Below are 23,438 nucleotides of genomic sequence, written 5' to 3' on the forward strand. Positions count from 1 at the left end.
CGCCAAATCACGGTTGAGGCCACGGCTCTTTCTGCGGAGATGTGGCCGAAGTCAAGGCGGTTTCGGCCGCCGCTGCGCAGCGGCGGTTACTTCTCCGCCAGCGGGTGCAGATCGCGCACCAGGCTCTTCAGCCGCTCCTCGACCACGTGGGTATAAATCTGGGTGGTCGAGATATCGGTGTGGCCGAGCAGGGTCTGCACGATGCGCAGATCGGCGCCATTGTGCAGCAGGTGGCTGGCAAACGCGTGGCGCAGCACGTGCGGGGAGACCAGGCGCGCTTGAAGCCCCGAGGCGACCGCGAGCTCCTTCAGGTCGCGAGCAAAATGCTGGCGCGTCAGATGCCCGCTTTCGCCGAACGATGGAAACAGCCATTTCGTCGTGGCTGCACTGCCCTTCTTCTCGCCCTTCGCCGCTTCCGTCGCCGCGAGATAATCCGCCATCGCCTGCCGCGAGGCCTCGTTGAGCGGCACCAGGCGTTCCTTGTCGCCCTTGCCGCGCACCACGATCATGCGGGCGTCGCGTTTCGCGGCCGTGCGCGGCAGCGACACCAGCTCGGAGACGCGCAGGCCCGTCGCATAGAGCACCTCGAGCAGGCAATAGAGCCGCAAAGCGCGCAGCCGCTGCGACGGCGAGGCGTCCGCCGCCTCACTCAATTCCTTGGCGCGCTGGAGCATGCGATCGACATCGGCAATCGACAGGACCTTTGGCAGGCCGCGGCCGCGCTTGGGGCCGGACAGAATCGCCGCGGGATCTTCGCTGCGGATGCGCTCATTCAGCAGAAAGCGGAACAGATGCCGCATCGCAGACAGCCGCCGCGCGACGCTGGAGGATTTGAAGCCGCGCGCATCGAGATCGCCCAGATAGTCGCGCAGGACTTGCGTTTCGGCGTCCGCAAATGTGTGACCGACACGGCCGAGAAACTCGGAGAAATCGGTGAGGTCGCGGCGATAGGCGTCGAGCGTATTGGGCCCGGCGCCCTGTTCCGCTGCGAGCATGTCGAGGAACAGGCCGGTGAGCTTGGTATCTGAGGGCTTGCTGGCGGACGATTTGCGCATGCCCCGGAAGCTAGCTCCTATTTCTTGAGAAACTTATCCGGTGGGATCGTCACCGTCATTTCCCGCGGCTTCGGATTGACGAAGTTGGCCAGCGCGAAAACCGCGCCATAGACGATGCCGGCGAGCACGGCGACGACCGTCAGGAAGCGGAACAGGCTGGGCATCGGGTAAGCTCTCGACGAGGGTCTTGAACGGGCAAATTAACCAATGAAATCATCCAACATGTTCGCCGTTTCGTGGCAAGAGTCCTCTGGCGAGGGCCCCGAGGGGGTCGTATAGGTGGCCAGGGATGCCGCCTTTGGCGGCAGATTGAGCGAGATCCAGAGCAAGATCCAATGTCCGACGCCGCATTGCCAGCACAAACGAGCCCTGAGGCCGACATCCTGTCGGCGTTGGGCGCGCGTTCGATCGTGCTGGTCGGCATGATGGGCGTCGGCAAATCGACCATCGGCCGCCGCATGGCGGCGCGGCTCAAGTTGCCCTTTGTCGATGCCGACACCGAGATCGAGGCGGCGGCCGGCATGACCATACCGGAGATTTTCGAGCGCCATGGCGAGCTGCATTTTCGTGACGGCGAGGCCCGCGTGATCGCGCGTCTTCTCGACGGCGGCCCCATCGTGCTGGCAACCGGCGGCGGCGCCTTCATGCGCGAGGAGACGCGGAGCCGCATCGCGGCCAGGGCGATTTCGATCTGGCTCAAGGCGGACCACGACGTCATCATGCGCCGTGTGCGCCGCCGTGCCGACCGCCCGCTGCTCCAGACCGCCGATCCCGAAGGAACCGTGACGCGCCTGCTCACCGAGCGCGAGCCGGTCTACGGCCATGCCGACCTCACCATTGCCTCGCGCGACGTCCCGCATGACAGAATCGTCGAGGAGACCATCGAGACGCTGCGCGCCCATCTCTGTGGCGAGAGCGTATCCCAACCGTCAGCCGACGTCGCGAGTGCCGTTCGATGACCGCGCCTTTGAAGCATTCCGATCCTGTTAACGTCGACGTCGCGCTCGGTGATCGCGCTTACGATATCGTCATCGGCCGCGGCGTGCTGTCCTCGCTCGGCGAACGCGTCGCTGCTCTACGCCCGGGCGTGCGGACCGCCATCGTCACCGACCGCACCGTTGCAAAATATTGGCTCGAGCCGACGGAAGCCTCGTTGGCGGCCGCCGGCATCTCGACATCGCGCATTGTCGTCGAGGAAGGCGAGATTTCAAAAACCTATGCCGGCCTCGAGAAGGTCGGCGAGGCGCTGATTGCGGCCAAGATCGAGCGCAACGATCTCGTCATCGCGCTCGGTGGCGGCGTGGTCGGCGATCTCGCCGGCTTTGCCGCAGCGATCCTGCGCCGCGGTGTCGATTTCGTGCAGGTGCCGACCTCGCTGCTGGCGCAGGTCGATTCCAGCGTCGGCGGCAAGACCGGCATCAACTCGCCGCAAGGCAAGAATCTCCTTGGTGCCTTCCACCAGCCGGTGCTGGTGATTGCCGACACCGCCGTGCTCGACACGCTGTCGCCGCGGCAATTCCGCGCCGGCTATGCCGAGGTCGCCAAATACGGCGTGCTCGGCGACGAGGCGTTCTTCACCTGGCTTGAGAAGAACTATTCCGACATCTTCAAGGGCGGTTCGGCGCGCGAGCACGCGATCGCGACCTCCTGTCGCGCCAAGGCCGGTGTCGTCTCGCGCGACGAGCGCGAGACCGGCGAGCGCGCGCTGCTCAATCTCGGCCACACCTTTGGTCACGCGCTGGAAGCCGCGACCGGCTTCTCCGACCGCCTGTTCCACGGCGAGGGCGTTTCGATCGGCATGACGCTGGCCGCGCAGTTCTCGGCGGAACTCGGCATGATCGGCGAGGCCGATGCGGCCCGCGTCGAGCGTCACCTCATCGAAGCCGGCCTTCCGACACGCTTGCAGGACATCGCGGGTTTTGCGCAGGAAGGTTTGGCGGATGCCGATGCGCTGATGGCGCTGATGGCGCAGGACAAGAAGGTCAAACGAGGCAAGCTCACCTTCATCCTGCTGGAGGCCGTAGGTCGCGCCGTCATCGCGAAAGACGTGGAGCCGACTCCGGTGCGCGATTTCTTGAAAGAGAAGCTCGCGCAAAAGGCCTGAAACGCGTCAAAACAAGAAACCAGAGTGTCTCATGGATTGGCTCGGCTTCACCTTCGTCATCATCTGCCTGCTCGTGTCCGGTTTCTTCGCCGCGAGCGAGACCGCGCTGACCGGCGCCTCGCGCGCCAGCATGCTGCGGCTCTCCAAGCAGGGTAACCGCGACGCCGATGTGGTCTCGAAACTGCTCGACATGCGCGAGCGCCTGATCGGCGCGCTGCTGCTCGGCAACAACATCGCCAATATCAGCGCATCCGCGCTTGCCACCAGCATCTTCACGGCCTGGTTCGGCGATGTCGGCGTGCTCTATGCCACCGGCCTGATGACGGCGCTGGTCGTGATCTTCGCGGAGGTGCTGCCCAAGACCATCGCCATCAACGCGCCGGACCGCATGGCGCTCGCGGTCGCGCGCCCGATGCGAATGACGATGTACGTGCTGGGGCCGCTGCTGCGGGTCGTGGAAGTCATCGTGCGCCTGCTGATGCGTCTGTTCGGTCTGGCGGGCGAGCACCAGGCAATCCTGTCGCCGACCGAGCGCCTGCGTGGCGCGGTCGACCTCTTGCACCACGAGGGCAAGGTCGAGAAGCAGGATCGCGATATGCTCGGGGGCCTTCTGGATCTCCGCGAGCTTCAGGTCTCCGACGTCATGATCCATCGCACCGAGATGATCATGATCAACGCCGATTTGCAGCCGGAGGAATTGGTGCGCGAGGTGCTGGCGACCGAATATACCCGCATTCCGCTCTGGCGCGAGAAGCCCGAAAACATCATCGGGGTGCTTCACGCCAAGGATCTCTTGCGCGCGATCCGCGTCTCCGACGGCGACACCTCGCGCATCGACGTCTCGGCCATCGCGTTGCCGCCCTGGTTCGTGCCGGAGATGCGGCCGGTGTCCGAGCAGCTGAAGGCATTCCGTCGCCGCAAGACCCATTTCGCGCTCGTCGTCGACGAGTACGGCGAAGTTGAAGGCCTTGTGACGCTGGAAGACATTCTGGAAGAGATCGTCGGTGACATCTCCGACGAGCACGACGTCGTTGTCGCCGGCGTGCGCGCCCAGCCGGATGGCTCGGTCGTCGTCGACGGCTCGGTGCCGATCCGCGATCTCAACCGCGCCATGGACTGGCGTCTGCCCGATCAGGAGGCAACCACGGTGGCGGGCCTCGTCATTCACGAGGCGCAATCGATCCCCGACCGCGGCCAGAGCTTTACGTTCCACGGCTTCCGCTTCCGCGTCCTCCGCCGCGAACGCAACCGCATCACGGCGCTCCGTATTTCACCGGTGCCGCGTGAGGCGGAGTTGGAGGGAGCGAAGCCGAAACGGGCAGGGACGTCGTTCTAGGTGTCGCGTGACCCTGTCGACCCTCATGGTGAGGAGCGCCGCAAGGCGCGTCTCGAACCATGCAAGGCCAAGATGCCGCAGCGGGGGCCTCTATCCTTCGAGACGCGCGCAAGAGCGCGCTCCTCAGGATGAGGGGAATCGCGCAATTTGCCGTTCGAATTAGCGAGTTACCTCTCGCCTTCCCCCGGCGCCTGCGCGTGGATCGCCAGGGCGTGCACGCTGCCGGAGAGTTCCGCGGCCAACGTCGCATTTATCATGCGATGACGGTCGACCCGGCTCTTCCCTTTGAACGCCTGAGACACGATATAAACGCGGAAGTGCGTCTCGCCGCTCGGCCGATGGCCTGCGTGGCCCTCATGCAAATGTGACTCGTCGACGACCTGCAAGCTTTCCGGCGTGAAAGCTTCCTGCAACTTGTTGCTGATAGTGTCTTTCATAACCATGACTGCCATTAAGGCATGCGATCGCGCTCCGTCAATTGCCATAGGCCGCCTCTGGCGGCCGTTCTAAAAAACGCCGAAGTGAGACTTCCGCTACGGGTTTTGTCCTAATTGCAATGTCAAGACTTGAAGGTTTTTGCATTGCGTAGTCAAAGTTAGCCATGCCGATCGATTCATCAAAGTTCTTCGACTCTATCCGCGTGAAGCCGCGGGGCAAGCAGCCCGAGGTGAAGCCGCGCGATACCGTGGCCGCCTGCGAATGGACCGGGTGTCAGAACAAGGGCGCGCACCGCGCGCCCAAAGGACGCGATAACCAGCGCGAGTACTGGCACTTCTGCCTGGACCACGTGCGCGAGTACAATCAGAACTACAATTTCTTTTCCGGCATGAATGCCGACGCGGTCGCGCGGTACCAGAAGGATGCGCTGACCGGCCATCGTCCGACCTGGAAGATGGGCGCCAATGGCGGCGTCAAGAAGGGCGCGGAGGCCGAGATCGACGGTGCCTTCGATCCGTTCAGCATGTTCCAGGAGCTTAACGGCCGTACCGGTTGGCGGAAGGGTCCAGAGGCCGCCCAGCCCAAGGTCGAAACGCGCAAGGTGATGAACGCCGAGCGCAAGGCGCTCCAGGTGATGGGCCTTGGTCCCAGTGCCACGCTCGCCGACGTCAAGAGCAAGTACAAGGCGCTGGTGAAGCAGCACCACCCCGACGCCAATGGCGGCGACCGCTCCACCGAGGATCGCCTGATCGAGATCATCAAGGCGTATAATTATCTGAAGACGGTGGTACGGGAAGTCTGAGCCTTGCGGCCTTCTCTGGTGTCGTCCCTGCTTTCACAAGGACGACAGTATCGTAGGGTGGGCAAAGCGGAGCGTGCCCACGACTTCTGGTGCAATTTCGGATCGATGGTGGGCACGGCGCAAATGCGCCTTTGCCCACCCTACGATTCCGGATTCGCGGAGAACCTCACGCCTCCGGCATAGCCCCCACATAGGACGAACTCGGCCGGATCAACCGTCCCGTCCGTTGCTGCTCGCGCGCATGCGCGGTCCAGCCTGCTGCGCGTGCCACCGCGAAGATCGGCGTGAATGCCTGCCTTGGAATCGCCAGCGCATCGAGCAGGATCGCGGTGAAGAACTCGACATTGGTCTCCAGCGGCCGGTCCGGATTCTTCTTGCGCAGGGCGCCGCGGATATAGGCCTCGACCTCGCCGGCAAACGGCAGGTCGGCTCCGTTTGAGGCGAGCGCCTCGACCGCGGTCTTGAGCACGTCGGCGCGGGGATCGCGCACGCGATAGACACGGTGACCAAAGCCCATCATCCGCTCGCCGCGTGCGAGCGCCGCATCCACCCAGGGCTGGATCCGTTCGCGCGAGCCGATCGCGTCGAGCATTTCCAGCACCGGCTCCGGTGCGCCGCCATGCAGCGGGCCGGTCAGCGCGCAATAGCCGGCGGTCACGGCGGCGAACAGATCGGCTTGCGTCGAGGCCACCACGCGCGCGGTGAAGGTCGAGGCGTTCATGCCGTGGTCGCTGGCGGTGACGAGATAGGCATCGAGCGCGGTGATTTCGCGCGCAGCGGGCGCCCGTCCATGCAGCATGCGCAGCGTATCCGCGGCATGGCTCACGTTCGGATCGGGCGCGACGGGATCAAGCCCTTTCGCGCGGCGAACCAGTGCGCCCGCGATCACCGGAAACGCACCGACGATGGTCGCTTCATGCTCAAGCCCATGCTCGGCGCGCAACCCCGCGACCGCTGCACGAAACCCGTCGATGATGCCCATGCCCTGGGTTGCCGGCAGCAACTCGTCCAGCCGCGCAAAGGCACGTTCGCGAGCCGCGCCCAGGCTCGACCGGACATTGGCTTCGGTGAGGGTGGTCTTGCTGGCGCCATTCCAGAGCCGGGCGGTGACGCCCTCAAAGCTCGATTTGACGGCGAGGCGGCCGACATACTCGCCGGCGATGATCAGCTCGCCGCGCTCGCCGTCGACATGGCTCAGCACGGTTTCCGCTGCGGGAACGCCGTCCAGCCCGATCTGGCTTTTGGTGAGGTGGATGTTCATGGCCTTATCTCCTTTGCACTGCACCAAGGAAAAATCGGGCCTCTCGACAGATTGATCAATCTTGATTACATAAATCAATATGAAAAATTCGGAAGGCCTATACCTCTCCGCGCGGGAAGCTGCGGCCGAGCTCGCGATCTCGCCGGCCACGCTCTACGCCTATGTCAGTCGCGGCCTGATCCGCTCCGAGCCGACACCGGACTCGCGCAAGAACCGCTATCGCGCCGAGGACGTCCGCGCCCTGAAGGAGCGCCGGGTGCCGTCGCCGGAGCCGCGTGGCCTGCGCAGCTTCGATGCCGATCTGCCGGTCATGGATACGGAGATCTCGACCATCACCGAGGAGGGCGCGATCTACCGTGGCGTCAACTGCATTGATCTCGCCGAGAACGACACGCTGGAGCACACCGCAACGCTGCTCTGGGACGTCTCCGACGTCGATCCCTTCGCGTCGGACAATCAGCCTGCGATGTCCGACGAGATGCGTGCGATTGCGGACGCCGCGCGCCGCGCAGCTCCGATCGATCGCGCCATCGCGGTGCTGGCACTCGCGACCAGCGCCGATCCCCGTGCTTTCACCCGCGCGCCCGATGGCCGCGCGATGGTCGGCGCGCGCATCGTCCGGCTTCTCGTCGCGATCATGCTCAATGCCGAGCCGTCGCCCGAGCCGCTGCATCAGCAGATCGCAAACGTCTGGGCACCCGACAACAAGCACGCGCCCGACCTCATCCGCCGCGCGCTGGTGCTGCTGGCCGATCATGAGCTGAACGCCTCGACCTTCACCGCGCGCTGCGCGGCGTCGACCGGGCTTAATCTCTACGACTCCGTCATCGCCGGCCTCGCTGCGCTGAAAGGCCCAAAACATGGCGGCGCCGGCGTGCTGGCCTCGCAGTTGGTCAAGACCCTGGTCGACCGCGACGTCGAGCCGATGGTGCGCGAGCGCGTTGCGCTCGGCGAGCGCTTTCCGGGCTTTGGCCACGGCGTCTACAAGCACGGCGATCCCCGCGCGCAATCGCTGCTGAACGCGTTGGCGCGCGCCGGCGCACCGCGCAAATTCACGCGCGAGGTCCCGGAGCGGATCGCGGAAGCGACCGGCGAGTTCGTCAACATCGACTATGTGCTCGCCGTGCTCGTGCACGCGCTGCGCTTACCCGCCGGCAGCGAGCTCGCGCTGTTCGCCATGGCCCGCAGCGTCGGCTGGATCGCGCATGCGAGCGAGCAATTGCAGTTCGGCAAGCTGATCAGGCCGCGGGCCAGGTATGTGGGACCGGCACCGGGGCGAAGGATGGGGGCTGGTAGTTAGAATAACTGTGGGCGTTCCGCTCTCCGCTGTCGTCCCTGCGAACGCAGTAACCCATACCGCGTGATCCATCGATTGCGGTCAGTAAGAGTACCGATGGACCAGTCTTCGCCAAACTACTCCCTGGGGTTATGGGTCCCTGCGTTCGCAGGGACGACCCCGGGGGTGGGAGCGGCGTCCTAAGCCCGCGGCTTGACCGCCGCCACGCTACCGCCGTTCCGCCGACGATAGATCCAAACCCCCACGCCCAGCATGATCGCCACGCCAACCACGGTCAAAATCCAGATGTGCCTGCCCGGATGCCCCTGGTGCGCCACCCCGAAATATTCGTGGAAGGCCGACACCGCCAATACGCCCGGCAGCACATGGGCGGGGGCCCAAGCCAGAATCGCCGGGATATTGATCGCGTAGAAGCGCACCGGCGGCATCCCCAGTGCGCCAGCCGTGACCGGTACGAAGGCGCGGATCGGGGGCACGAAGCGAGCAAAGAACACGGCCCAGGTGCCGTAGCGGTTGAAGAAGGTCTCGCTCTCCTCGACCACGCGGGGATAGTTGGTCAGCGGCCAGGTGTTGAGGATTTTGCGCTGCTGCCGGTGTCCGAGCCAATAGGCCGAGCCGTCGCCCAGCATGGCGCCGCTGGCTGCGGTCAACAGCACCCATTGCAGCTTCAGGTCCCCGCCCGGAACCAGCGCGCTCAACGCCAGGATGATGGTCGAGCCCGGAATCACCGATCCCAGCACTGGAACGGCTTCGAGAAGCGCTGCCAGGAACAGGGTCAGGTAGGCCAGCCACGCATGGACTGAAACGAAGGATATCAGGGGATCAAGGAAGGACGTCACGTCGTCTCTGTAGCAGGCTGGGGCATTCGGGTTCAGACCCTTACATAAGTAGGGAGAGGCGATGAAAGTGCCATTCGCTTGGGCCGGGCACCTATTCGGTACGAAATTTGGGCGAGATTTGCAGGGCAGCCTTCCAAAAATCGCGTTCCTTGCCTATCTAAATGAAAAGACAACGGAACTTTGATTGGGGCGCGGGCTTCTGCCGGCCGGTCGTCTCTGATAGGTTCGCAGCCGCACCCAGCCGCAGCCAACGTGCAAATAACTGGTCTCGGGATCGCCCGGGACCTCGGAGGATTGATGACGACCGCCGCCATGTCCAAAGTTGAGGAAGTTTCCGGTCTGCCCGACATGAAGGTGTCGGTGCGCCAGGTGTTCGGGATCGACACCGATCTCGAAGTGCCGGCCTATTCCGAAGTCGATCCTCACGTGCCCGAAGTCGATTCCGATTACCGCTTCGACCGCGCCACCACGCTTGCCATTCTCGCCGGCTTCGCACGCAACCGTCGCGTGATGGTGACCGGCTATCACGGCACCGGCAAATCCACCCATATCGAGCAGGTCGCTGCCCGCCTGAACTGGCCCTGCGTGCGCGTCAATCTCGACAGCCACATCAGCCGTATCGACCTCGTCGGCAAGGACTCGATCGTGGTCCGCGACGGCAAGCAGGTCACCGAATTCCGCGACGGTATTTTGCCCTGGGCGCTCCAGAACAACATCGCGCTGGTGTTCGACGAATACGATGCCGGCCGTCCCGACGTGATGTTCGTGATCCAGCGCGTGCTGGAGGTCTCCGGCCGCCTGACGCTGCTCGACCAGAACAAGGTGATCAAGCCGCATCCGGCGTTCCGCATGTTCTCGACGGCCAACACCGTCGGCCTCGGCGACACCTCGGGCCTCTATCACGGCACCCAGCAAATCAACCAGGGCCAGATGGACCGCTGGTCGATCGTCACCACGCTCAACTACCTCAGCCATGACGAGGAAGTGGAGATCGTGCTGGCGAAGGCCAAGCACTATCGCACGCCCGAGGGCCGCGACATCGTCAACAAGATGGTTCGCCTTGCCGATCTCTCCCGCAACGCGTTCGCCAACGGCGATCTGTCGACGGTGATGAGCCCGCGCACGGCGATCACCTGGGCCGAGAACGCCGACATCTTCGGCGATATCGGCTTCGCGTTCCGCGTCACCTTCCTCAACAAGTGCGACGAGCTCGAGCGTCCTTTGGTCGCCGAGTTCTACCAGCGCTGCTTCAACGCGGAGCTGCCGGAATCGGCAGTCAACGTGGCGCTGTCCTGATCTCTCGGCATGTCGTCCCGGCGAATGCCGGGACGGACGCCGCGAGGTCTCTCGATGAAGCGACGCTGATAGTTTTCCCTGACGCACCAACCGTCGGTGGCTATGGGTCCCGGCCTTCGCCGGGACGACGGTGAGATCGAGATGAGCACGCCCTCCAACTCCAAATTCCGCAACACCAAGGAAGCCCCGACCGAGCCGTTCAAGCGCTCGGTGGCCTCGTGTCTGAAGGCGATTGCGAAGTCGCCCGAGCTCGACGTCAGCTTCGCCGCCGAACGTCCGGGCCTTGCGCCCGGCAAGGCGCGGCTGCCCGAACCCGCGCGGAAAATGACCAGGCGCGATGCGGCGATCGTGCGCGGCCACGCGGACTCGATCGCGCTGAAGATCGCCTGTCACGATGCAAAGCTGCATCGCAAGCTGATGCCGGGCAATCCGCAGGCGCGCGGCGTGTTCGAGGCGGTGGAGCAGGCCCGCGTCGAGGCGATCGGTGCGCGCCGCATGGCGGGCGTTGCCAAGAACCTCACCGCGATGCTCGACGATCACTTTCATCGCGGCAAGTTCGACGAGATCACCGACCGTGCCGATGCGCCGCTGGCGGATGCGCTGGCGATGCTGGTGCGCGAGCGCCTGACCGGCATGGCGCCGCCCGCGGCCGCAAGGAAGATGGTCGATCTCTGGCGTCCCATTCTCGAAGACAAGATCGGCAAGCGGCTCGACCGGCTCGATGGCGTGGTCGAGGACCAGACCAGGTTCAGCGATGCCGTGCATGATCTCCTGACCGCGCTCGAGCTCGGCGACGAGCGCAACGCCGACAGCGAGGACAATGACGACAACGACGAGAACCAGGACGGCGACAACGATCAGTCCGGCGCCGAGGGCTCGCCCGATTCCGATGCCGCGCAGGAGATGAGCGCCGACCAGGCGCAGGCCTCGTCGGAAGAGATGAGCGACAGCGCCATGGAAAGCGCGCAGGCCTCGACGTCGGACACGTTCGATGACGGCGAGCTCGGTGACGACGAGACGCCGGGCGAGGCGACACGGCCGAATTCGCACGGCAAGAACGAGCCGCGCGGGCCGGAATACCACGCCTTCGCGCCGAAATTCGACGAGATCATCGCGGCCGAAGATCTCTGCGACCATGACGAGCTGGAGCGGCTGCGCGCCTATCTCGACAAGCAGCTGGCGCATCTGCAGGGCATCGTCGCCCGCCTCGCCAACCGGCTGCAGCGCCGCCTGATGGCGCAGCAGAACCGCGCCTGGGAGTTCGACCTCGAAGAGGGCATCCTCGACCCCGCGCGCCTGTCGCGCGTGGTGACCGATCCCTATCACCCGCTGTCGTTCATGCACGAGAAGGAGGCGACGTTCCGCGACACCGTGGTGACGCTGCTGCTCGACAATTCCGGCTCGATGCGCGGACGCCCGATCACGGTCGCTGCGACCTGCGCCGACATTCTCGCGCGCACGCTGGAACGCTGCGGCGTCAAGGTCGAGATTCTCGGCTTCACCACGCGCGCCTGGAAGGGCGGGCAATCGCGCGAGGCGTGGCTTGCCGCCGGCAAGCCGGCCAGTCCCGGCCGCCTCAACGATCTCCGCCACATCATCTACAAGTCGGCGGATGCGCCGTGGCGCCGCGCGCGGAAGAATCTCGGCCTGATGATGCGCGAGGGTCTGCTCAAGGAGAACATCGACGGCGAGGCGCTCGACTGGGCGCACAAGCGCCTGCTCGGCCGGCCCGAGCAGCGCAAGATCCTGATGATGATCTCGGACGGTGCGCCGGTCGACGATTCCACGCTGTCGGTCAATCCCGGCAATTACCTCGAGCGGCACCTGCGCCACATCATCGAGGAGATCGAGACCCGCTCGCCGGTCGAGCTGATCGCGATCGGCATCGGCCATGACGTGACGCGCTACTACCGCCGCGCGGTGACGATCGTGGACGCCGAGGAGCTCGGCGGCGCCATCACCGAAAAGCTCGCCGAACTCTTCAGCGAGACCAACACCGCGCCCACGCAACCGGCCAATCGCCCGCGACGCAAATTGCATTCGTGAGCAACACCACATCCCGCCGCCTCTTCCTCGGCCACGCGGCGGCGGGATTTTCCACTCTCTTGGTTCCTCGGCTCGCACACGCGCAGCCCGCGCCAAGGCCGGCGCAGCCCGAGCACGCCCTCACCGAACCGGTCGGCATCGAGGTCAACGCGCGGCCGATCCCGAATTTCGAGCCGCGCGACCGTTCGCGCGTGCGCTTCGGCTCATTGCAATATCGCAGCGGTCTGGTGCTGACCTCGCCGCATCGAGGCTTCGGCGGCCTCTCCGGCATCCGTTTCCTCGATGACAAGGGCGAACGTTTCCTCGCGCTGTCCGACCAGGGCAGCTGGTTTACCGGCAGCATCCGCTATTCCGGCAGCAAGATGAGCGGGCTCGACGATGTCGAGGCCGCGCCGATGCTCAATGCCGAGGGACGGCCGATCACGGAGAAGCGGCTGTGGTTCGATACCGAGTCGCTCGCGCGCGACGGCTCGCTGGTCTATGTCGGGCTCGAACGCGTCAACCAGATCATGCGCTTCGATTTCGCCAAGGGCGGCATCCGCGCCCGTGGCGAGGTGGTGCCGACGCCGCCGGCGGTGCGAAAACTGCCCTACAACAAGGGGCTCGAGGCGCTGGTGTTCGTGCCCAGGGACATGAAAGGACAGCCGCTCTCCGGCACGCTGATCGCGATGTCCGAAGGCGGCTTCGATGCCGACGGCAATCTGATCGGATTCTTGATCGGCGGCCCGTCGCCCGGCCAGTTCAGCATCAAGCGCACCGACGAGCAGTTCATCAGCGACGCCGTGCTCTTGCCCTCGGGCGAGCTGCTCATTCTCGAACGCAAATTCTCATGGTTCACCGGCATCAAGATCCGCATCCGGTCGATCGCCTTGAAGACAATCGCGCCCGGCGCGGTCGTTGACGGCCCCGTGCTGTTCGAGGCCGATCTCGGCTACGAGGTCGACAACATGGAAGGCATCGACGCCCATGTCACGGCAGAAGGCGAGACCGTTCTGACGATGGTGTCGGACGATAATTTCTCCCCGCTCCAGCGCACTCTGCTGTTGCAGTTCACGCTGGTGGAATGATTTCGTAGATCTTTGGGATCATATGACCGCCGCAATGCATGGCCCCGCGACCGGCCATGTCCCCCGCGCGGCTGGCAATCCGCGCGTCCCCCACTACACTTCATGCAATTGCTTTTATCCGCCCCGATCGCCCTCCCATTCCGGAACTCCCTCGCATGAGCGCCCTGTTTTCCCCGATCAAGCTGCGCGGCCTGAATTTGAACAACCGTCTGGTGGTGTCGCCGATGTGCCAGTATTCGGCCGAAGACGGTGTTCCCACCGACTGGCATTTCACCCACATCAACAATCTCGCGCTGTCGGGCGCGTCGATGTTCTGCATCGAGGCGACCCATGTCGAGGCGATCGGCCGCATCACGCCGGGCTGCCTCGGGCTCTACAGCGACGCTGCGGAAGCCGCGCTGAAGCAGATCCTCACCTCCGTGCGCAAGCGCTCCAGCACGGCGATCGCGATGCAGCTCGCGCATGCGGGCCGCAAGGCCTCGAGCGCGCGGCCCTGGGATGGCGGCCAGCTCATTCCGCTCAGCGAGGGCGGCTGGCAGACGGTGGCGCCGTCAGCGCTGCCGCACAAGGAGGGCGAGGCCGCGCCGCTGGCGCTCGATGCGGCCGGCCTGAAGCGCATCCGCGAGGCCTTTGTCGACAGCGCGAAGCGCGCGGACCGCATCGGCATCGACGCGATCGAGCTGCACGGCGCGCACGGCTATCTCATGCATCAATTCCTGTCGCCGATTTCGAACAGGCGCACCGATGAATATGGCGGTTCGCTCGAAAACCGCATGCGCTTCCCGCTGGAAGTTTACGACGCGGTGCGCGCGGTATTCCCGCACGACAAGCCGGTCGGCATGCGGGTGTCGTCGACCGATTGGGTCGAGGGTGGCTGGGATCTGGCGCAGACCATCGAATTCGCCAAGGCGCTGAAGGCGCGCGGCGTCGACTGGATCGATGCCTCCTCCGGCGGCGTGTCGCCCTTGCAGAAGATCACGCTCGGCCCCGGCTATCAGGTGCAGTTCGCCGAAGCCATCAAGCGCGAAACGGGATTGCCGACCATCGCGGTCGGCTTGATCACGGAAGGCAAGCAAGCTGAAGAGATCGTGGCGTCCGGCAAGGCCGACATGGTCGCGCTCGCCCGCGGCATGCTCTACGACCCGCGCTGGGGCTGGCACGCCGCCGCGGACGTCGGCGGCGAAGTCGAGGCCCCGCCGCAATACTGGCGCTCGCAGCCCTCGACGCAGAAGGCGCTGTTCGGCAAGACCACGTTCGGGGCGCGGTGAGGTCTTCTTTACCTCTCCTCGCTTGCGGGGAGAGGTCGGATCGCCCCCGGCGATGCGAAGCATCGTCCGGCGCGATCCGGGTGAGGGGGTACAGGTGCGGCGATAGTCTCATGCGCGGAGAGAGGCCCCTCACCCCAACCCTCTCCCCGTAAGGACGGGGAGAGGGAGTTAACTTCGACCTCACGCATCCGTAACTCCCCCAACCTTCCACCCGTCGCAAAATGGGCCTAACCTCCGCTGGTTCGGGGCACCACGGAGGTCCGTCATGCGGTTTCGTGTTCGCAAGACTGCCCATGTGTTCGAGCGATTGGGTCTCGCGATGGCAGGCGCTGCATGCGGGCTGTTTGTCGGCGCCTATGTCGGATCTGCGTTTGCCTCGCTCACCACGCAGGGTTTTCTGCTGTTGATGATGCTGCTCGGCGTCATCGGCTTCTATCTCGGCATCGACACGCCGCAGCAGCCCTTCGACGAAGCCCACAGCCACATCGACGCGGCGGAATTGCTGAGCTCCGCGGGCACGCTGTGCGCGACGCTCGCCGCACTCTCGTCAGTCGCCGTCATCGTGCTGCGGCTCGAGCCGCACGACGCGCTGACCTTGCTGGTGCTGGTGGCGTGGATTGCGGGCGTAGCGATGCAGATCGTCGCGGGTGCGAAAGCCCGGATGCGGGTGCAGCAGTGAGGGGCGGGGCGTAGCTGTCTCCCTTCTCCCCTTGTGGGAGAAGGTGGCGCGAAGCGCCGGATGAGGGGTATCTCTCCGTGCGCTAAAACGGTCGTGAGGATAGATACCCCTCACCCGTCTCGCCGCTATCGCGGCGAGCCACCCTCTCCCACAAGGGGAGAGGGCGAGCAAAGCGACGCTCTCCTAAAAAACCACACCCACCTTCGTCCCCCGCTTCCACGCAATCCGGCAGCGCTTCCTGGTGTTGACGTGCAGCAGGTCGAACCGGTCGGGGATCTTCACCTGGCCGCCGAGGTCGATGCAGGCGCCCCCCGGCGAATAATCCACCAGCGTACAGACGATGACCGGGGCGCGCGCGTCGGTGATGATCTTGGCCTGGCGGGATACCAGGCCTGCCGGTTTGACACGGGCATGTCGGCGCGGATGCATTGGCACTCTCCTCCAATACCGCGGACAACGCGGTGGGCTTGGGGAGAGATGATGGGGGGGAGATGATGCGATCGCGCTAAGGCGGGGGCGAGAATTTTAATGAAAAGTAGCCGGGAGTGCGGAAAATTGCGGTAGCGGGATATGGTCGTGGTGTGGTGCGCGCCTCCCTCCCCAACCACCGTCATTGCGAGCGCAGCGAAGCAATCCAGGCTGCCTCCGCGGAAAGATTCTGGATTGCTTCCGCCTTCGCCGAGGCTTCGGCGGACAAGTCGCTGCGCTCGCAATGACGAGTGGAGAGGCCGCAGCCCTCACACCCCCACCGCCTCCACCTCCGCGACCTCCCCGCCCGGCCCCACCGGCATCGGCACCGTCACAAACGCCTTCGGCAAATTCACCGGCCGATACCCGGGCTCCACCGCCATCCGCTTCACCACGCTCTCATGCACATGCGCGCCTTCGGGGATCACGCGCGGCTCGCAGTTGGGAATGTAGAAGCCCAAAAACACCTTCCGCTCCGGCCATTCCTTGTAGGTCGCGCGCTTCGGAAAGAATTCCAGCACGCGCCAGGCCGCGCTCATCGAATCGTGCAGCTGGCCTGCCGTGCCCGTGTACGCAGGCGGGACATATTTGAACGGCGAATTCTTGCGCTGCACGCCCCAGGCGAGCTGCTTCACGGTGCTGGGGTTGAAGTTCAGGCCCGCCTTCGTCGCCTCGTCGATCATCCAGATCAGCGGATATTTCGATTCCGCGCTCTCGGCCTCGGGATAGCCGCCGCCGACGTCGCAATGCACGCCGGCGAACCACACCTGCAGAATGTCCTGCGGCACCTTCTTCTCGTCGGGCACGTAGCGGTTGCGCCAATACTCCTGCGGCTCGTCGTACTCCTTGAGGCGGAACATGCAGCGCCGCTCGTCGATCGCGATCGCCTGTCGGAAGATGTTGACGCTCGGATTGCGCAGCGTGAAGGCCAGCTCCTCCAGGCTGAACACGAGGAGGAAGACGTCGCGCCGGGGCACGATCACGCTCGCCACCGTGTCCCACACGCCGATGAAATGGATGGTCGGCCAGCGCGTCGAGGTGATGCGCGCGAATTGCGCGGCGAGGTCGAATTCGTCCTTCGGCAGCGGCCCCTGGTCGTCGACGGCGATGTTCTCGATGTCCTCGATGTCGTTGCCGCGTCCGAGCCCGGAATACTGCTTGTAGGCGATGAGGCCGGAGCCGGCGAGGTTCGCCTGTTCCGGCGAGATCAGGCCGATCTTGTGGATCAGCCCCGCCAGCACCCGCACGGTATAGGCGCCGCGCGAGAAGCCAAACAGATAGATGCGGTCACCGGGCGCGTAATGCTCGACCAGGAAGCAATAGGCGTTGAGCACATTGTCATCGAGCCCGTAGCCGGTGGCGAGCCCCAGCACCAGCTTGATGTTGGCCTTCCACCTGTTCCACGTCGACGGCTCCGTCACCGTGCCGACGCCAGGATCGTAAAACACCATCTGCCGCGGCTGCGTCTTGTCGGTCTTGCGCAGGCAGCGATAGAGCTTCAGGACGTTGGAGATGTTTTCCGAGATCTCGTTGCCGGTGCCGTCACAGCAGATGACGAGATTTTTCGGTTCGGGTTTGGATTCGTCTCGGTGCTCGTGCTCCACGGTACGCCCCTCCAGATGATGCCACCGGGGCGAGCATAGCGGAAAAGCGCGACGGCGAGGAGACGAGGGCGTGGCGGCGCGGAAGACGGTGCGCTCCCTCGCCCCGTTCTTACGGGGCCGCGACGAGCTTCGCTCGCGCTGAGAGGGTTGGGGTGAGGGGCTCTCTCCGCGAGCGTCGTCTCTCGATACACCTGTACCCCCTCACTCGGAATTTGCTGGGCAAATTCCGACCTCTCCCCGCAAGCGGCAGGGCTATCGCATATGGGCTTGGCGAGGCCTGAGCGAGCGCCTCGTCCTTCGAGACGACCGCTCCGCGGTCTCCTCAGGATGAGGCTGAACGCAGCTTTGCGTGTCGAAATTGCTGCCACGTACTCCGTCCTCATCCTGAGGGCCCGCCGGAGGCGGGCGTCTCGAAGGATGGCCACAAGCGAGCTTCCCGCCGCGTTCTCCTCATATGCGATAGCCCTGCCGCAAGCGGGGCGAGGTGAAGAGGGCACCGGCTATGCGCGACGAGCGCGCCGACTATCGCCCTACTTCTTCTTCCCCTGACCGATCTCCGGCTGCCAATTGGCGTCCTTGCGGCTTGGTGCCGCGGCGGTCGCCTTGACCTTGTCTTTCTTTGGCTTCTTGGTTTCGCGATTGCTGCGTTGCTGTCCCTTGGGCATGGTTGTCGTCTCCTCCTGGGGGTTCGAATTCGCATCGGTTCGACCGATTGCAGCATCCGTCCGCGCGCTGTCCCGGCCATGAAGCTCGCCGCCGCGCACATGATGCGGGAGCAGAGCTTGAGGCTGGCTGCGCCGACACAACCAGCGTACGCCCGCACCACGCCGATAGCGAGCACCAAAACGCCGCCCGCGCGAGGCTGTTTCTTGCGTCCCGGTGCCTGCGGTGCGGCGACGATAGTGCTGGCTATTGCATGGCCGCGGGCGCATGGTCGTGACAGCTGGCGTCGGTTGGGGCCCCCTCTCTCTTTGCGAAAGGCAGGCGCGCATGACCATCCGCTCGCGGCGCGACATCATCACTGTCAGGCATCTGGTTCGCATCGGCGGCATCGCGCACTCCGGTGCGAGCTTCGCCCATGACTGACCATCCGGTCGATCTCGACAAGCATCGCGGCCTGGCTGCGCAGAAGGCGACCGATCTGCGCCGCGCGCTGGCCGAGGTCGAGGCCCATGTCAGGGATCTGCGCGAGCGCGAGGCCGAGCTCGAAAACCGCATGATGACGGTGCCCGCGATGTCGTGGCCGGAGGCCGCGGTGAAGGCGCGCCATCTGCTCAACCTCTATGCCGCGAGCCTGCCCGCTGAGGACACCCGCCACCGCGCGCTGGTGGCCGCGCTGTTCGACGATTTCGTCCGGCTCGCCGGGGACAATTGAGGCGAGCTCCAGGCCGCGGGCTCGCTGCTGCACCTCTCCCGCTTGCGGGAGAGGTCGACGCGCCCCGGGCGATGCGAAGCATCGTCCCGAGCGCGGCGGGTGAGGGCTCTCTCCGCATCGGGGTTCTCCCGTGCGGAGACACCCCCACCCCAACCCTCCCCCGCAAGCGCAGGGAATCGCAGATGGACAAACGTAGCGAGGAGCTCGCCCGCAGCCATCCTTCGAGACGCCCGCCTTCGGCGGGCCCTCAGGATGAGGACAGAGGATGCCGTAGCAGTTTCACCAGCGCTGCTACCACGAAGCCTCATCATGAGGAGACCGCGAAGCGGTCGTCTCGAAGGACGAGGCGCTTGCTCAGGCCTATCCGAAACATCATATGCGATTGCCCTGCCCGCAAGCGGGAGAGGGAGCGCACCTCCGCCGTGGCAGCAATCGAGCCTCTTCTCGTCAGGTCTAAGGAAGCAGGAGTAACCCCATGACGCTCACGACCAGCCGCTTCATCGGCCACGAACAGGACCGCGGCATCGTCCAGTTCTCGATGCAGGACGGCGAGCGGGAGATCGCCTGCGCGATCTCGACCTCCGCGATGGACGATCTCGAGCGCGGCCCGCGCGCCAGGCCCCACGAACGCGAAGAGCAGTTCATGCGCCTGCGCGACCGCATCGAAGCCTGCGCGGGGCGCAAGTATCAAGCGACCGAGTTCGAGGGCACGCCGCCGGGGATCGTGCTGCGGAGCATTGATTTTAGGGGGTAGGGCGAAACGAACGGGCGATCGTGATCTTGTCCCGGCTCTTCGTCTCAATTTAAGCGAAAAGGGTTTGCTGACGTTGAGCGAACTGGACCAAAACGTCGGTCATCAAGCGTGCGCGAATAGCATAGGATCCAGGTTGAGAATCTGGTGGCTCGAAACGAGAATGTTGAACGCGCCAAATGCCGACCTCACCAAAGTATGCAATGCCAATCAGGGCCGTGTGCACAGTAAGGAGCTTCGGCCCCATCGGCATCATAACCACACGAAACTCGTTTCTAAGTCCGTAGGTGATGTTGTCCAACATTTGGAATGTACCTACGGGGTCCTTCAGATCATAGGATAGGACCTTTGTATTAAATCCCGTGAAATCGAAATCAAAATTTGCCTTCTTGACGGCGTTGTCGAATTCTTTCGAAACACCGGTGCCCCAGAGGCAATAAGTTAGTCTCGGCTCCAGATGGCTGATGATGCCCATTGAAACACCGGCATCAAAACCAACTCCCATAATTAGACAGAGAGGCTTTGCAGGATCGGCATCAAATCCTGAGAATCCTCCGCTAATGGGGCCAAGCTTTTCGATGCATGGAAACTGTGGAATAGGTTCTACAAACGCAGCCGGGCAATAAAGCACTTCGATTTCGTCGCGCGGATTTGCGAACCTGCTGAGCGCCAACAGAACGTCAAATAAAACCAACCGATTCACCGACGATACGTCGAACGCAATTCGGATTGGTTTATCGCCTCGCCTGCTCCGTTCGATCGCTTCCGCGATCGAAGACTCAATCGGGCCATCGTCGCCAACAACTTGATGCTTTTGAGTATGAGCGAACGCTACGTTTCTTTTGAGTGAGTGAATCGAGGGGCCCGACATGCGGATCGCTAGCGTTCGTGTGGCATGCCCGATTACGCTCGGTAGTTTTGTCGAACGGGTCTCGAAACCAAGACCGTATATAAGAACGTCTAAGCTCTCTTTGCCCAATCGTCCAAACGTTACGCTGCCGCCGTCCAAAATCATAACGTTCGACCGAAAAGCTCAAGCGCCGCATTTTGCGTCGCATGCGTGCTGGTACGATCTAGAATGGTGGAAAGATTGATTGACCGTCCTCCAGCCAGAGACAGACGAAACTGTGGAGCAAATATGTTCGACAATCTAACCTTTAGGCCGGAGACGTCGCCGAGCCGAAAGGGCTCAACCTTCCGGTCGCCTGTTTTGCTTAGTTGGGCGCCGGTCGTCGTTACGAACGCTCCAATATTGATTCCGTGGCCAATCAGATCTTTCAACTTCTCGGGAACATCGTCGTCGACAAAAAATGAGGTAACCGGGTCAGCGTTAAACTCGCGGCCGAGGATGCTGGCATTGAAATAATTTCCAACCCTGTAAACCATGTCGAGAAGAGAATGCAGCCCGTAGCCTGCATTAGAGCTTGGCCGCAGCGACCGCAGACCCAGCAAACGGTTCAACGTATGCGTTGAATGACGGGGGGAAAAACCTTCTAAGGCTCTCGTATTGACGCTTTTTACTGCCAGCCCATCGAAGCAGCGGAAGCAAACTGTTTGTCTGATTGCTGAGAGAAGCTGGGTTTTTCAAGCTGCGTCCAAAAGCTATGTTTCGATGCAAATCAAATAAATCTACTAATGATGTCCGAAAACTAGCAAGCCCCGCAATGGGCTACCCCCAATTGTATTCCACGTACAAACAAAAACGGCCGGATCTTTCGATCCGGCCGCAACGCAAACTTGACTTGGCTAAGCCTACGCCACGCGACGCAACTTAGCCCCCGCCCAATCTGGAAACTGGCTTAGCTGGCCTTCTTGACCGGCGCAGCGGTCGGGCCGACCTTTTTCTGGATGGCGCGCTTCAGCTCGAGGGCGCGCGGCGACAGCACGTCGGACTTGGCCTTGAGCAGGAAGGCGTCGAGGCCGCCATTGTGGTCGACGCTCTTCACCGCGTTGGTGGAGACGCGCAGGCGCACATTGCGCTCCAGGGCTTCGCTGATGAAGGTCACGTTGACCAGGTTCGGCAGGAAGCGGCGCTTGGTCTTGATGTTGGAGTGGCTGACCTTGTGGCCGACGAGGGGGCCCTTGGCCGTCAGTTCGCAGCGGCGAGACATGTCAAAATCCTCAATCTTTCCCCCAATGATCTGCGGCCGCCATTCGGGGCGCCACGGGGGCAAATTCTCTGTCCTTGCAGGGAGCGGCGGACGTATAGGGGGGAAGCGGCGGGACGTCAAGTTTTTGGGGCGGGATTTCATGTCCCGCGCCGGCGGCAGTGCGCTCCCTCCCCCGCGCGCGGGGGAGGGCTGGGGAGAGGGTATCACCACGAAGGGGACGCCGTGAGTGTCCCCCGGAGCCGCGAGTGTCCCCCAGAGGAGGGAGCCCTCACCCGCGCTTTGCGCGACCTCTCCCGCAAGCGGGCGAGGTGATTGAGCCCGGAGCGCTCCCGATCACCAAAACGGCAGTGTTTGTCGCGCCTTACCATCACATAAAGGGCGTATTCGCACCTGAATAGTCCGGTGAGTTCCCGTGGCTTTCCGCCCCGACACATTGCTTGCCGCGAGATTTGGCTTAATTAACAAGGCCTGACGTCCCCATTGGATGGCTTCGTGCACACCCTGACCCCTCATCTGCTCCGGCTGTATGCGGCTAGCCGGCTGGCTTTGGCGGCCCTTTGCGGGCTGGCCTTGGCGTGGGGTGCCGTGCCGGCCGCGGCGCAGGGCAAGCTCGAGGCGCAATATGAGGCGACGCTGGCCGGCATTCCCGTCGGCCGCGGCGCCTGGAACATCGACATCCAGGACGACGTGTTCTCGGCCGCGGCCTCCGGCGGTACCACCGGCATCCTGAAATCGTTCGCGGGCGGGTCCGGCACCGGCGCCTCGCAGGGCCGCGTCGTCAACGGCGCGCTGGTCGCGACCGCCTATCAGGCCTCCACCACCACCTCGAAGAAGACCGAAGAGATCCACATCACCCTCGACAAGGGCAATGTGAAGGACTTCGGCATCATCCCGGAGCCGCCGGTCGATGCCGACCGCATCGTCGTCACCGAGGCGCATCGCCGCGGCGTCTGGGATCCGATGACGGCCTCGCTGGTGCGTGTTCCCGGCACCGGCGATGTGCTGTCGGCGGAGGCCTGCCATGGCAGCGCGGCCGTGTTCGACGGCCGCATGCGCTACGAGCTCAAGCTCGATTTCAAGCGCATGGAGACTGTGAAAGCCGAGAAGGGCTATCACGGCCCGGTCGTGGTCTGCGCGCTGTATTTCGTGCCGATCGCCGGCTACATCCCCGATCGTCCCGTGATCAGATACCTTGCCGCCCAGCGCAACATCGAGATCGCCCTCGCGCCCGTCGCGGGCACGCGGGTTTTGGTCCCGTTCTGGCTGAAAGTGCCGACACCCATAGGGCCGGCGATGCTGGAAGCGACCAGCTTCATCACCACCGCCCAGCCGCCAAGGGTGGCGAAGACGCAGTAGGCGCCGCTGCCGTAGCCCGGATGGAGCGCAGCGCAATCCGGGATTCTTCGCTTTGGCCCCCGCATTCCGCTCCGCTCCATGCGGGCTACGGCCCCATGAGTGATATCAACGACTTACCTACTGTGCATGGGGTTGTTTTCGCAAGATGCGGTGAGTGGGCCTTCGCTGCCCGGAATCCATTTGACTCCTCCCCGATTCTGATTCGACTCCGCGCCGTCCCCAACTTAACGAATTCCGTCGCCACATCGCCGCTTGTGCGACAGGGCAAAACTCCATCTAGTGCGG

At 63.9% G+C, this 23,438-nt stretch carries 24 protein-coding genes; 13 read left to right on the plus strand and 11 right to left on the minus strand.

The window, feature by feature from the left end:
* Positions 1 to 86 precede the first annotated feature (86 nt).
* The gene (gene xerD, locus ABIA96_RS23150; protein WP_354139361.1) at positions 87 to 1,055 is read right to left on the minus strand and encodes a site-specific tyrosine recombinase XerD; all 969 of its coding nucleotides are present in this window, start codon (positions 1,053 to 1,055) and stop codon (positions 87 to 89) included.
* Positions 1,056 to 1,072: 17 nt separating this feature from the next.
* On the minus strand, positions 1,073 to 1,219 hold the full coding sequence (locus tag ABIA96_RS23155) for a histidine kinase (protein ID WP_354139362.1): 147 nt from the start codon (positions 1,217 to 1,219) through the stop codon (positions 1,073 to 1,075).
* Positions 1,220 to 1,390: 171 nt separating this feature from the next.
* Between ABIA96_RS23155 and ABIA96_RS23160 the strand changes: the two genes are divergently transcribed.
* The 3 genes from ABIA96_RS23160 to ABIA96_RS23170 are packed head-to-tail and all read left to right on the plus strand — an operon-like array spanning position 1,391 to position 4,495.
* Positions 1,391 to 2,014, plus strand: a complete 624-nt coding sequence (locus tag ABIA96_RS23160) for a shikimate kinase (protein WP_354139363.1) — start codon at positions 1,391 to 1,393, stop codon at positions 2,012 to 2,014.
* A complete protein-coding gene (gene aroB, locus ABIA96_RS23165; protein ID WP_354139364.1) occupies positions 2,011 to 3,159 on the plus strand; it encodes a 3-dehydroquinate synthase in 1,149 nt (382 codons plus the stop codon). The genes ABIA96_RS23160 and aroB overlap by 4 nt, the downstream gene beginning before the upstream one ends.
* A 31-nt stretch (positions 3,160 to 3,190) precedes the next feature.
* Positions 3,191 to 4,495: an HlyC/CorC family transporter gene (locus ABIA96_RS23170; RefSeq protein ID WP_354139365.1), complete on the plus strand. Its 1,305-nt coding sequence runs from the start codon at positions 3,191 to 3,193 to the stop codon at positions 4,493 to 4,495.
* 167 nt (positions 4,496 to 4,662) lie between these two features.
* Here the strand turns inward: ABIA96_RS23170 and ABIA96_RS23175 are convergent, their stop codons facing one another.
* Entirely contained in the window at positions 4,663 to 4,938 is a 276-nt protein-coding gene (locus ABIA96_RS23175; protein WP_354139565.1) for a BolA family protein, read from the minus strand.
* Positions 4,939 to 5,096: 158 nt separating this feature from the next.
* On the opposite strand from ABIA96_RS23175, the gene ABIA96_RS23180 reads away from it, so the two are divergent.
* Positions 5,097 to 5,735, plus strand: a complete 639-nt coding sequence (locus tag ABIA96_RS23180) for a J domain-containing protein (protein ID WP_354139366.1) — start codon at positions 5,097 to 5,099, stop codon at positions 5,733 to 5,735.
* A 166-nt stretch (positions 5,736 to 5,901) separates the two neighbouring features.
* Here ABIA96_RS23180 and ABIA96_RS23185 read toward each other — a convergent pair whose 3' ends face one another.
* Entirely contained in the window at positions 5,902 to 6,996 is a 1,095-nt protein-coding gene (locus tag ABIA96_RS23185; protein ID WP_354139367.1) for a citrate synthase/methylcitrate synthase, read from the minus strand.
* A gap of 79 nt (positions 6,997 to 7,075) precedes the next feature.
* Here ABIA96_RS23185 and ABIA96_RS23190 point away from each other — a divergent pair, with 79 nt between their 5' ends.
* Positions 7,076 to 8,296, plus strand: coding sequence for a citrate/2-methylcitrate synthase (locus ABIA96_RS23190; protein WP_354139368.1), 1,221 nt, complete (start codon positions 7,076 to 7,078; stop codon positions 8,294 to 8,296).
* Positions 8,297 to 8,472: 176 nt separating this feature from the next.
* Here the strand turns inward: ABIA96_RS23190 and ABIA96_RS23195 are convergent, their stop codons facing one another.
* Positions 8,473 to 9,132, minus strand: a complete 660-nt coding sequence (locus tag ABIA96_RS23195; protein ID WP_354139369.1) for a DedA family protein — start codon at positions 9,130 to 9,132, stop codon at positions 8,473 to 8,475.
* Between the two features lie 297 nt (positions 9,133 to 9,429).
* Between ABIA96_RS23195 and cobS the strand changes: the two genes are divergently transcribed.
* From cobS to ABIA96_RS23220, 5 genes are all read left to right on the plus strand, one after another.
* Positions 9,430 to 10,428: a cobaltochelatase subunit CobS gene (gene cobS, locus ABIA96_RS23200; RefSeq protein WP_354139370.1), complete on the plus strand. Its 999-nt coding sequence runs from the start codon at positions 9,430 to 9,432 to the stop codon at positions 10,426 to 10,428.
* Positions 10,429 to 10,569: 141 nt separating this feature from the next.
* Positions 10,570 to 12,474 carry a cobaltochelatase subunit CobT gene (gene cobT, locus ABIA96_RS23205; protein ID WP_354139371.1) on the plus strand — a complete coding sequence of 635 codons (1,905 nt, stop codon included), beginning with the start codon at positions 10,570 to 10,572 and terminating at the stop codon, positions 12,472 to 12,474.
* Positions 12,471 to 13,541, plus strand: a complete 1,071-nt coding sequence (locus tag ABIA96_RS23210; protein WP_354139372.1) for an esterase-like activity of phytase family protein — start codon at positions 12,471 to 12,473, stop codon at positions 13,539 to 13,541. The genes cobT and ABIA96_RS23210 overlap by 4 nt, the downstream gene beginning before the upstream one ends.
* A 155-nt stretch (positions 13,542 to 13,696) precedes the next feature.
* Positions 13,697 to 14,809: an NADH:flavin oxidoreductase/NADH oxidase gene (locus ABIA96_RS23215; RefSeq protein ID WP_354139373.1), complete on the plus strand. Its 1,113-nt coding sequence runs from the start codon at positions 13,697 to 13,699 to the stop codon at positions 14,807 to 14,809.
* 265 nt (positions 14,810 to 15,074) lie between these two features.
* A complete protein-coding gene (locus tag ABIA96_RS23220; RefSeq protein WP_354139374.1) occupies positions 15,075 to 15,488 on the plus strand; it encodes a hypothetical protein in 414 nt (137 codons plus the stop codon).
* A gap of 183 nt (positions 15,489 to 15,671) precedes the next feature.
* Here the strand turns inward: ABIA96_RS23220 and ABIA96_RS23225 are convergent, their stop codons facing one another.
* From ABIA96_RS23225 to ABIA96_RS23235, 3 genes are all read right to left on the minus strand, one after another.
* Entirely contained in the window at positions 15,672 to 15,917 is a 246-nt protein-coding gene (locus tag ABIA96_RS23225) for a PilZ domain-containing protein (RefSeq protein ID WP_354139375.1), read from the minus strand.
* A gap of 308 nt (positions 15,918 to 16,225) precedes the next feature.
* The gene (locus tag ABIA96_RS23230; RefSeq protein WP_354139376.1) at positions 16,226 to 17,560 is read right to left on the minus strand and encodes a T6SS phospholipase effector Tle1-like catalytic domain-containing protein; all 1,335 of its coding nucleotides are present in this window, start codon (positions 17,558 to 17,560) and stop codon (positions 16,226 to 16,228) included.
* 530 nt (positions 17,561 to 18,090) lie between these two features.
* Complete coding sequence (locus ABIA96_RS23235; RefSeq protein WP_354139377.1) at positions 18,091 to 18,225, minus strand: hypothetical protein; 135 nt, start codon at positions 18,223 to 18,225, stop codon at positions 18,091 to 18,093.
* A 413-nt stretch (positions 18,226 to 18,638) separates the two neighbouring features.
* Between ABIA96_RS23235 and ABIA96_RS23240 the strand changes: the two genes are divergently transcribed.
* A complete protein-coding gene (locus ABIA96_RS23240) occupies positions 18,639 to 18,935 on the plus strand; it encodes a hypothetical protein (protein ID WP_354139378.1) in 297 nt (98 codons plus the stop codon).
* A 475-nt stretch (positions 18,936 to 19,410) separates the two neighbouring features.
* Complete coding sequence (locus ABIA96_RS23245; protein ID WP_354139379.1) at positions 19,411 to 19,689, plus strand: DUF1488 family protein; 279 nt, start codon at positions 19,411 to 19,413, stop codon at positions 19,687 to 19,689.
* Between the two features lie 49 nt (positions 19,690 to 19,738).
* Here the strand turns inward: ABIA96_RS23245 and ABIA96_RS23250 are convergent, their stop codons facing one another.
* From ABIA96_RS23250 to rpmB, 3 genes are all read right to left on the minus strand, one after another.
* A complete protein-coding gene (locus tag ABIA96_RS23250) occupies positions 19,739 to 20,701 on the minus strand; it encodes a hypothetical protein (RefSeq protein ID WP_354139380.1) in 963 nt (320 codons plus the stop codon).
* Positions 20,698 to 21,147: an ORC-CDC6 family AAA ATPase gene (locus tag ABIA96_RS23255; protein ID WP_354139381.1), complete on the minus strand. Its 450-nt coding sequence runs from the start codon at positions 21,145 to 21,147 to the stop codon at positions 20,698 to 20,700. The genes ABIA96_RS23250 and ABIA96_RS23255 overlap by 4 nt, the downstream gene beginning before the upstream one ends.
* A 338-nt stretch (positions 21,148 to 21,485) precedes the next feature.
* Entirely contained in the window at positions 21,486 to 21,797 is a 312-nt protein-coding gene (rpmB, locus tag ABIA96_RS23260; protein ID WP_354139382.1) for a 50S ribosomal protein L28, read from the minus strand.
* A 546-nt stretch (positions 21,798 to 22,343) separates the two neighbouring features.
* On the opposite strand from rpmB, the gene ABIA96_RS23265 reads away from it, so the two are divergent.
* Positions 22,344 to 23,153, plus strand: a complete 810-nt coding sequence (locus ABIA96_RS23265) for a DUF3108 domain-containing protein (RefSeq protein ID WP_354139566.1) — start codon at positions 22,344 to 22,346, stop codon at positions 23,151 to 23,153.
* Positions 23,154 to 23,438: the final 285 nt, after the last annotated feature.

The organism is Bradyrhizobium sp. LB11.1, from assembly GCF_040549385.1.
In the GTDB taxonomy this organism is placed as follows: Bacteria; Pseudomonadota; Alphaproteobacteria; order Rhizobiales; family Xanthobacteraceae; genus Bradyrhizobium.

Coding starts and splice junctions, on each gene's coding strand:
- ABIA96_RS23240 (WP_354139378.1), top strand. CDS start 18,639: ATGACTGACCATCCGGTCGATCTCGACAAGCATCGCGGCCTGGCTGCG.
- ABIA96_RS23180 (WP_354139366.1), top strand. CDS start 5,097: ATGCCGATCGATTCATCAAAGTTCTTCGACTCTATCCGCGTGAAGCCG.
- ABIA96_RS23160 (WP_354139363.1), top strand. CDS start 1,391: ATGTCCGACGCCGCATTGCCAGCACAAACGAGCCCTGAGGCCGACATC.
- ABIA96_RS23185 (WP_354139367.1), bottom strand. CDS start 6,996: ATGAACATCCACCTCACCAAAAGCCAGATCGGGCTGGACGGCGTTCCC.
- ABIA96_RS23215 (WP_354139373.1), top strand. CDS start 13,697: ATGAGCGCCCTGTTTTCCCCGATCAAGCTGCGCGGCCTGAATTTGAAC.
- ABIA96_RS23235 (WP_354139377.1), bottom strand. CDS start 18,225: ATGCCCAAGGGACAGCAACGCAGCAATCGCGAAACCAAGAAGCCAAAG.
- ABIA96_RS23245 (WP_354139379.1), top strand. CDS start 19,411: ATGACGCTCACGACCAGCCGCTTCATCGGCCACGAACAGGACCGCGGC.
- rpmB (WP_354139382.1), bottom strand. CDS start 21,797: ATGTCTCGCCGCTGCGAACTGACGGCCAAGGGCCCCCTCGTCGGCCAC.
- ABIA96_RS23155 (WP_354139362.1), bottom strand. CDS start 1,219: ATGCCCAGCCTGTTCCGCTTCCTGACGGTCGTCGCCGTGCTCGCCGGC.
- ABIA96_RS23170 (WP_354139365.1), top strand. CDS start 3,191: ATGGATTGGCTCGGCTTCACCTTCGTCATCATCTGCCTGCTCGTGTCC.
- ABIA96_RS23190 (WP_354139368.1), top strand. CDS start 7,076: ATGAAAAATTCGGAAGGCCTATACCTCTCCGCGCGGGAAGCTGCGGCC.
- ABIA96_RS23175 (WP_354139565.1), bottom strand. CDS start 4,938: ATGGTTATGAAAGACACTATCAGCAACAAGTTGCAGGAAGCTTTCACG.
- ABIA96_RS23225 (WP_354139375.1), bottom strand. CDS start 15,917: ATGCATCCGCGCCGACATGCCCGTGTCAAACCGGCAGGCCTGGTATCC.
- cobT (WP_354139371.1), top strand. CDS start 10,570: ATGAGCACGCCCTCCAACTCCAAATTCCGCAACACCAAGGAAGCCCCG.
- ABIA96_RS23250 (WP_354139380.1), bottom strand. CDS start 20,701: ATGATTTTGGACGGCGGCAGCGTAACGTTTGGACGATTGGGCAAAGAG.
- xerD (WP_354139361.1), bottom strand. CDS start 1,055: ATGCGCAAATCGTCCGCCAGCAAGCCCTCAGATACCAAGCTCACCGGC.
- cobS (WP_354139370.1), top strand. CDS start 9,430: ATGACGACCGCCGCCATGTCCAAAGTTGAGGAAGTTTCCGGTCTGCCC.
- aroB (WP_354139364.1), top strand. CDS start 2,011: ATGACCGCGCCTTTGAAGCATTCCGATCCTGTTAACGTCGACGTCGCG.
- ABIA96_RS23220 (WP_354139374.1), top strand. CDS start 15,075: ATGCGGTTTCGTGTTCGCAAGACTGCCCATGTGTTCGAGCGATTGGGT.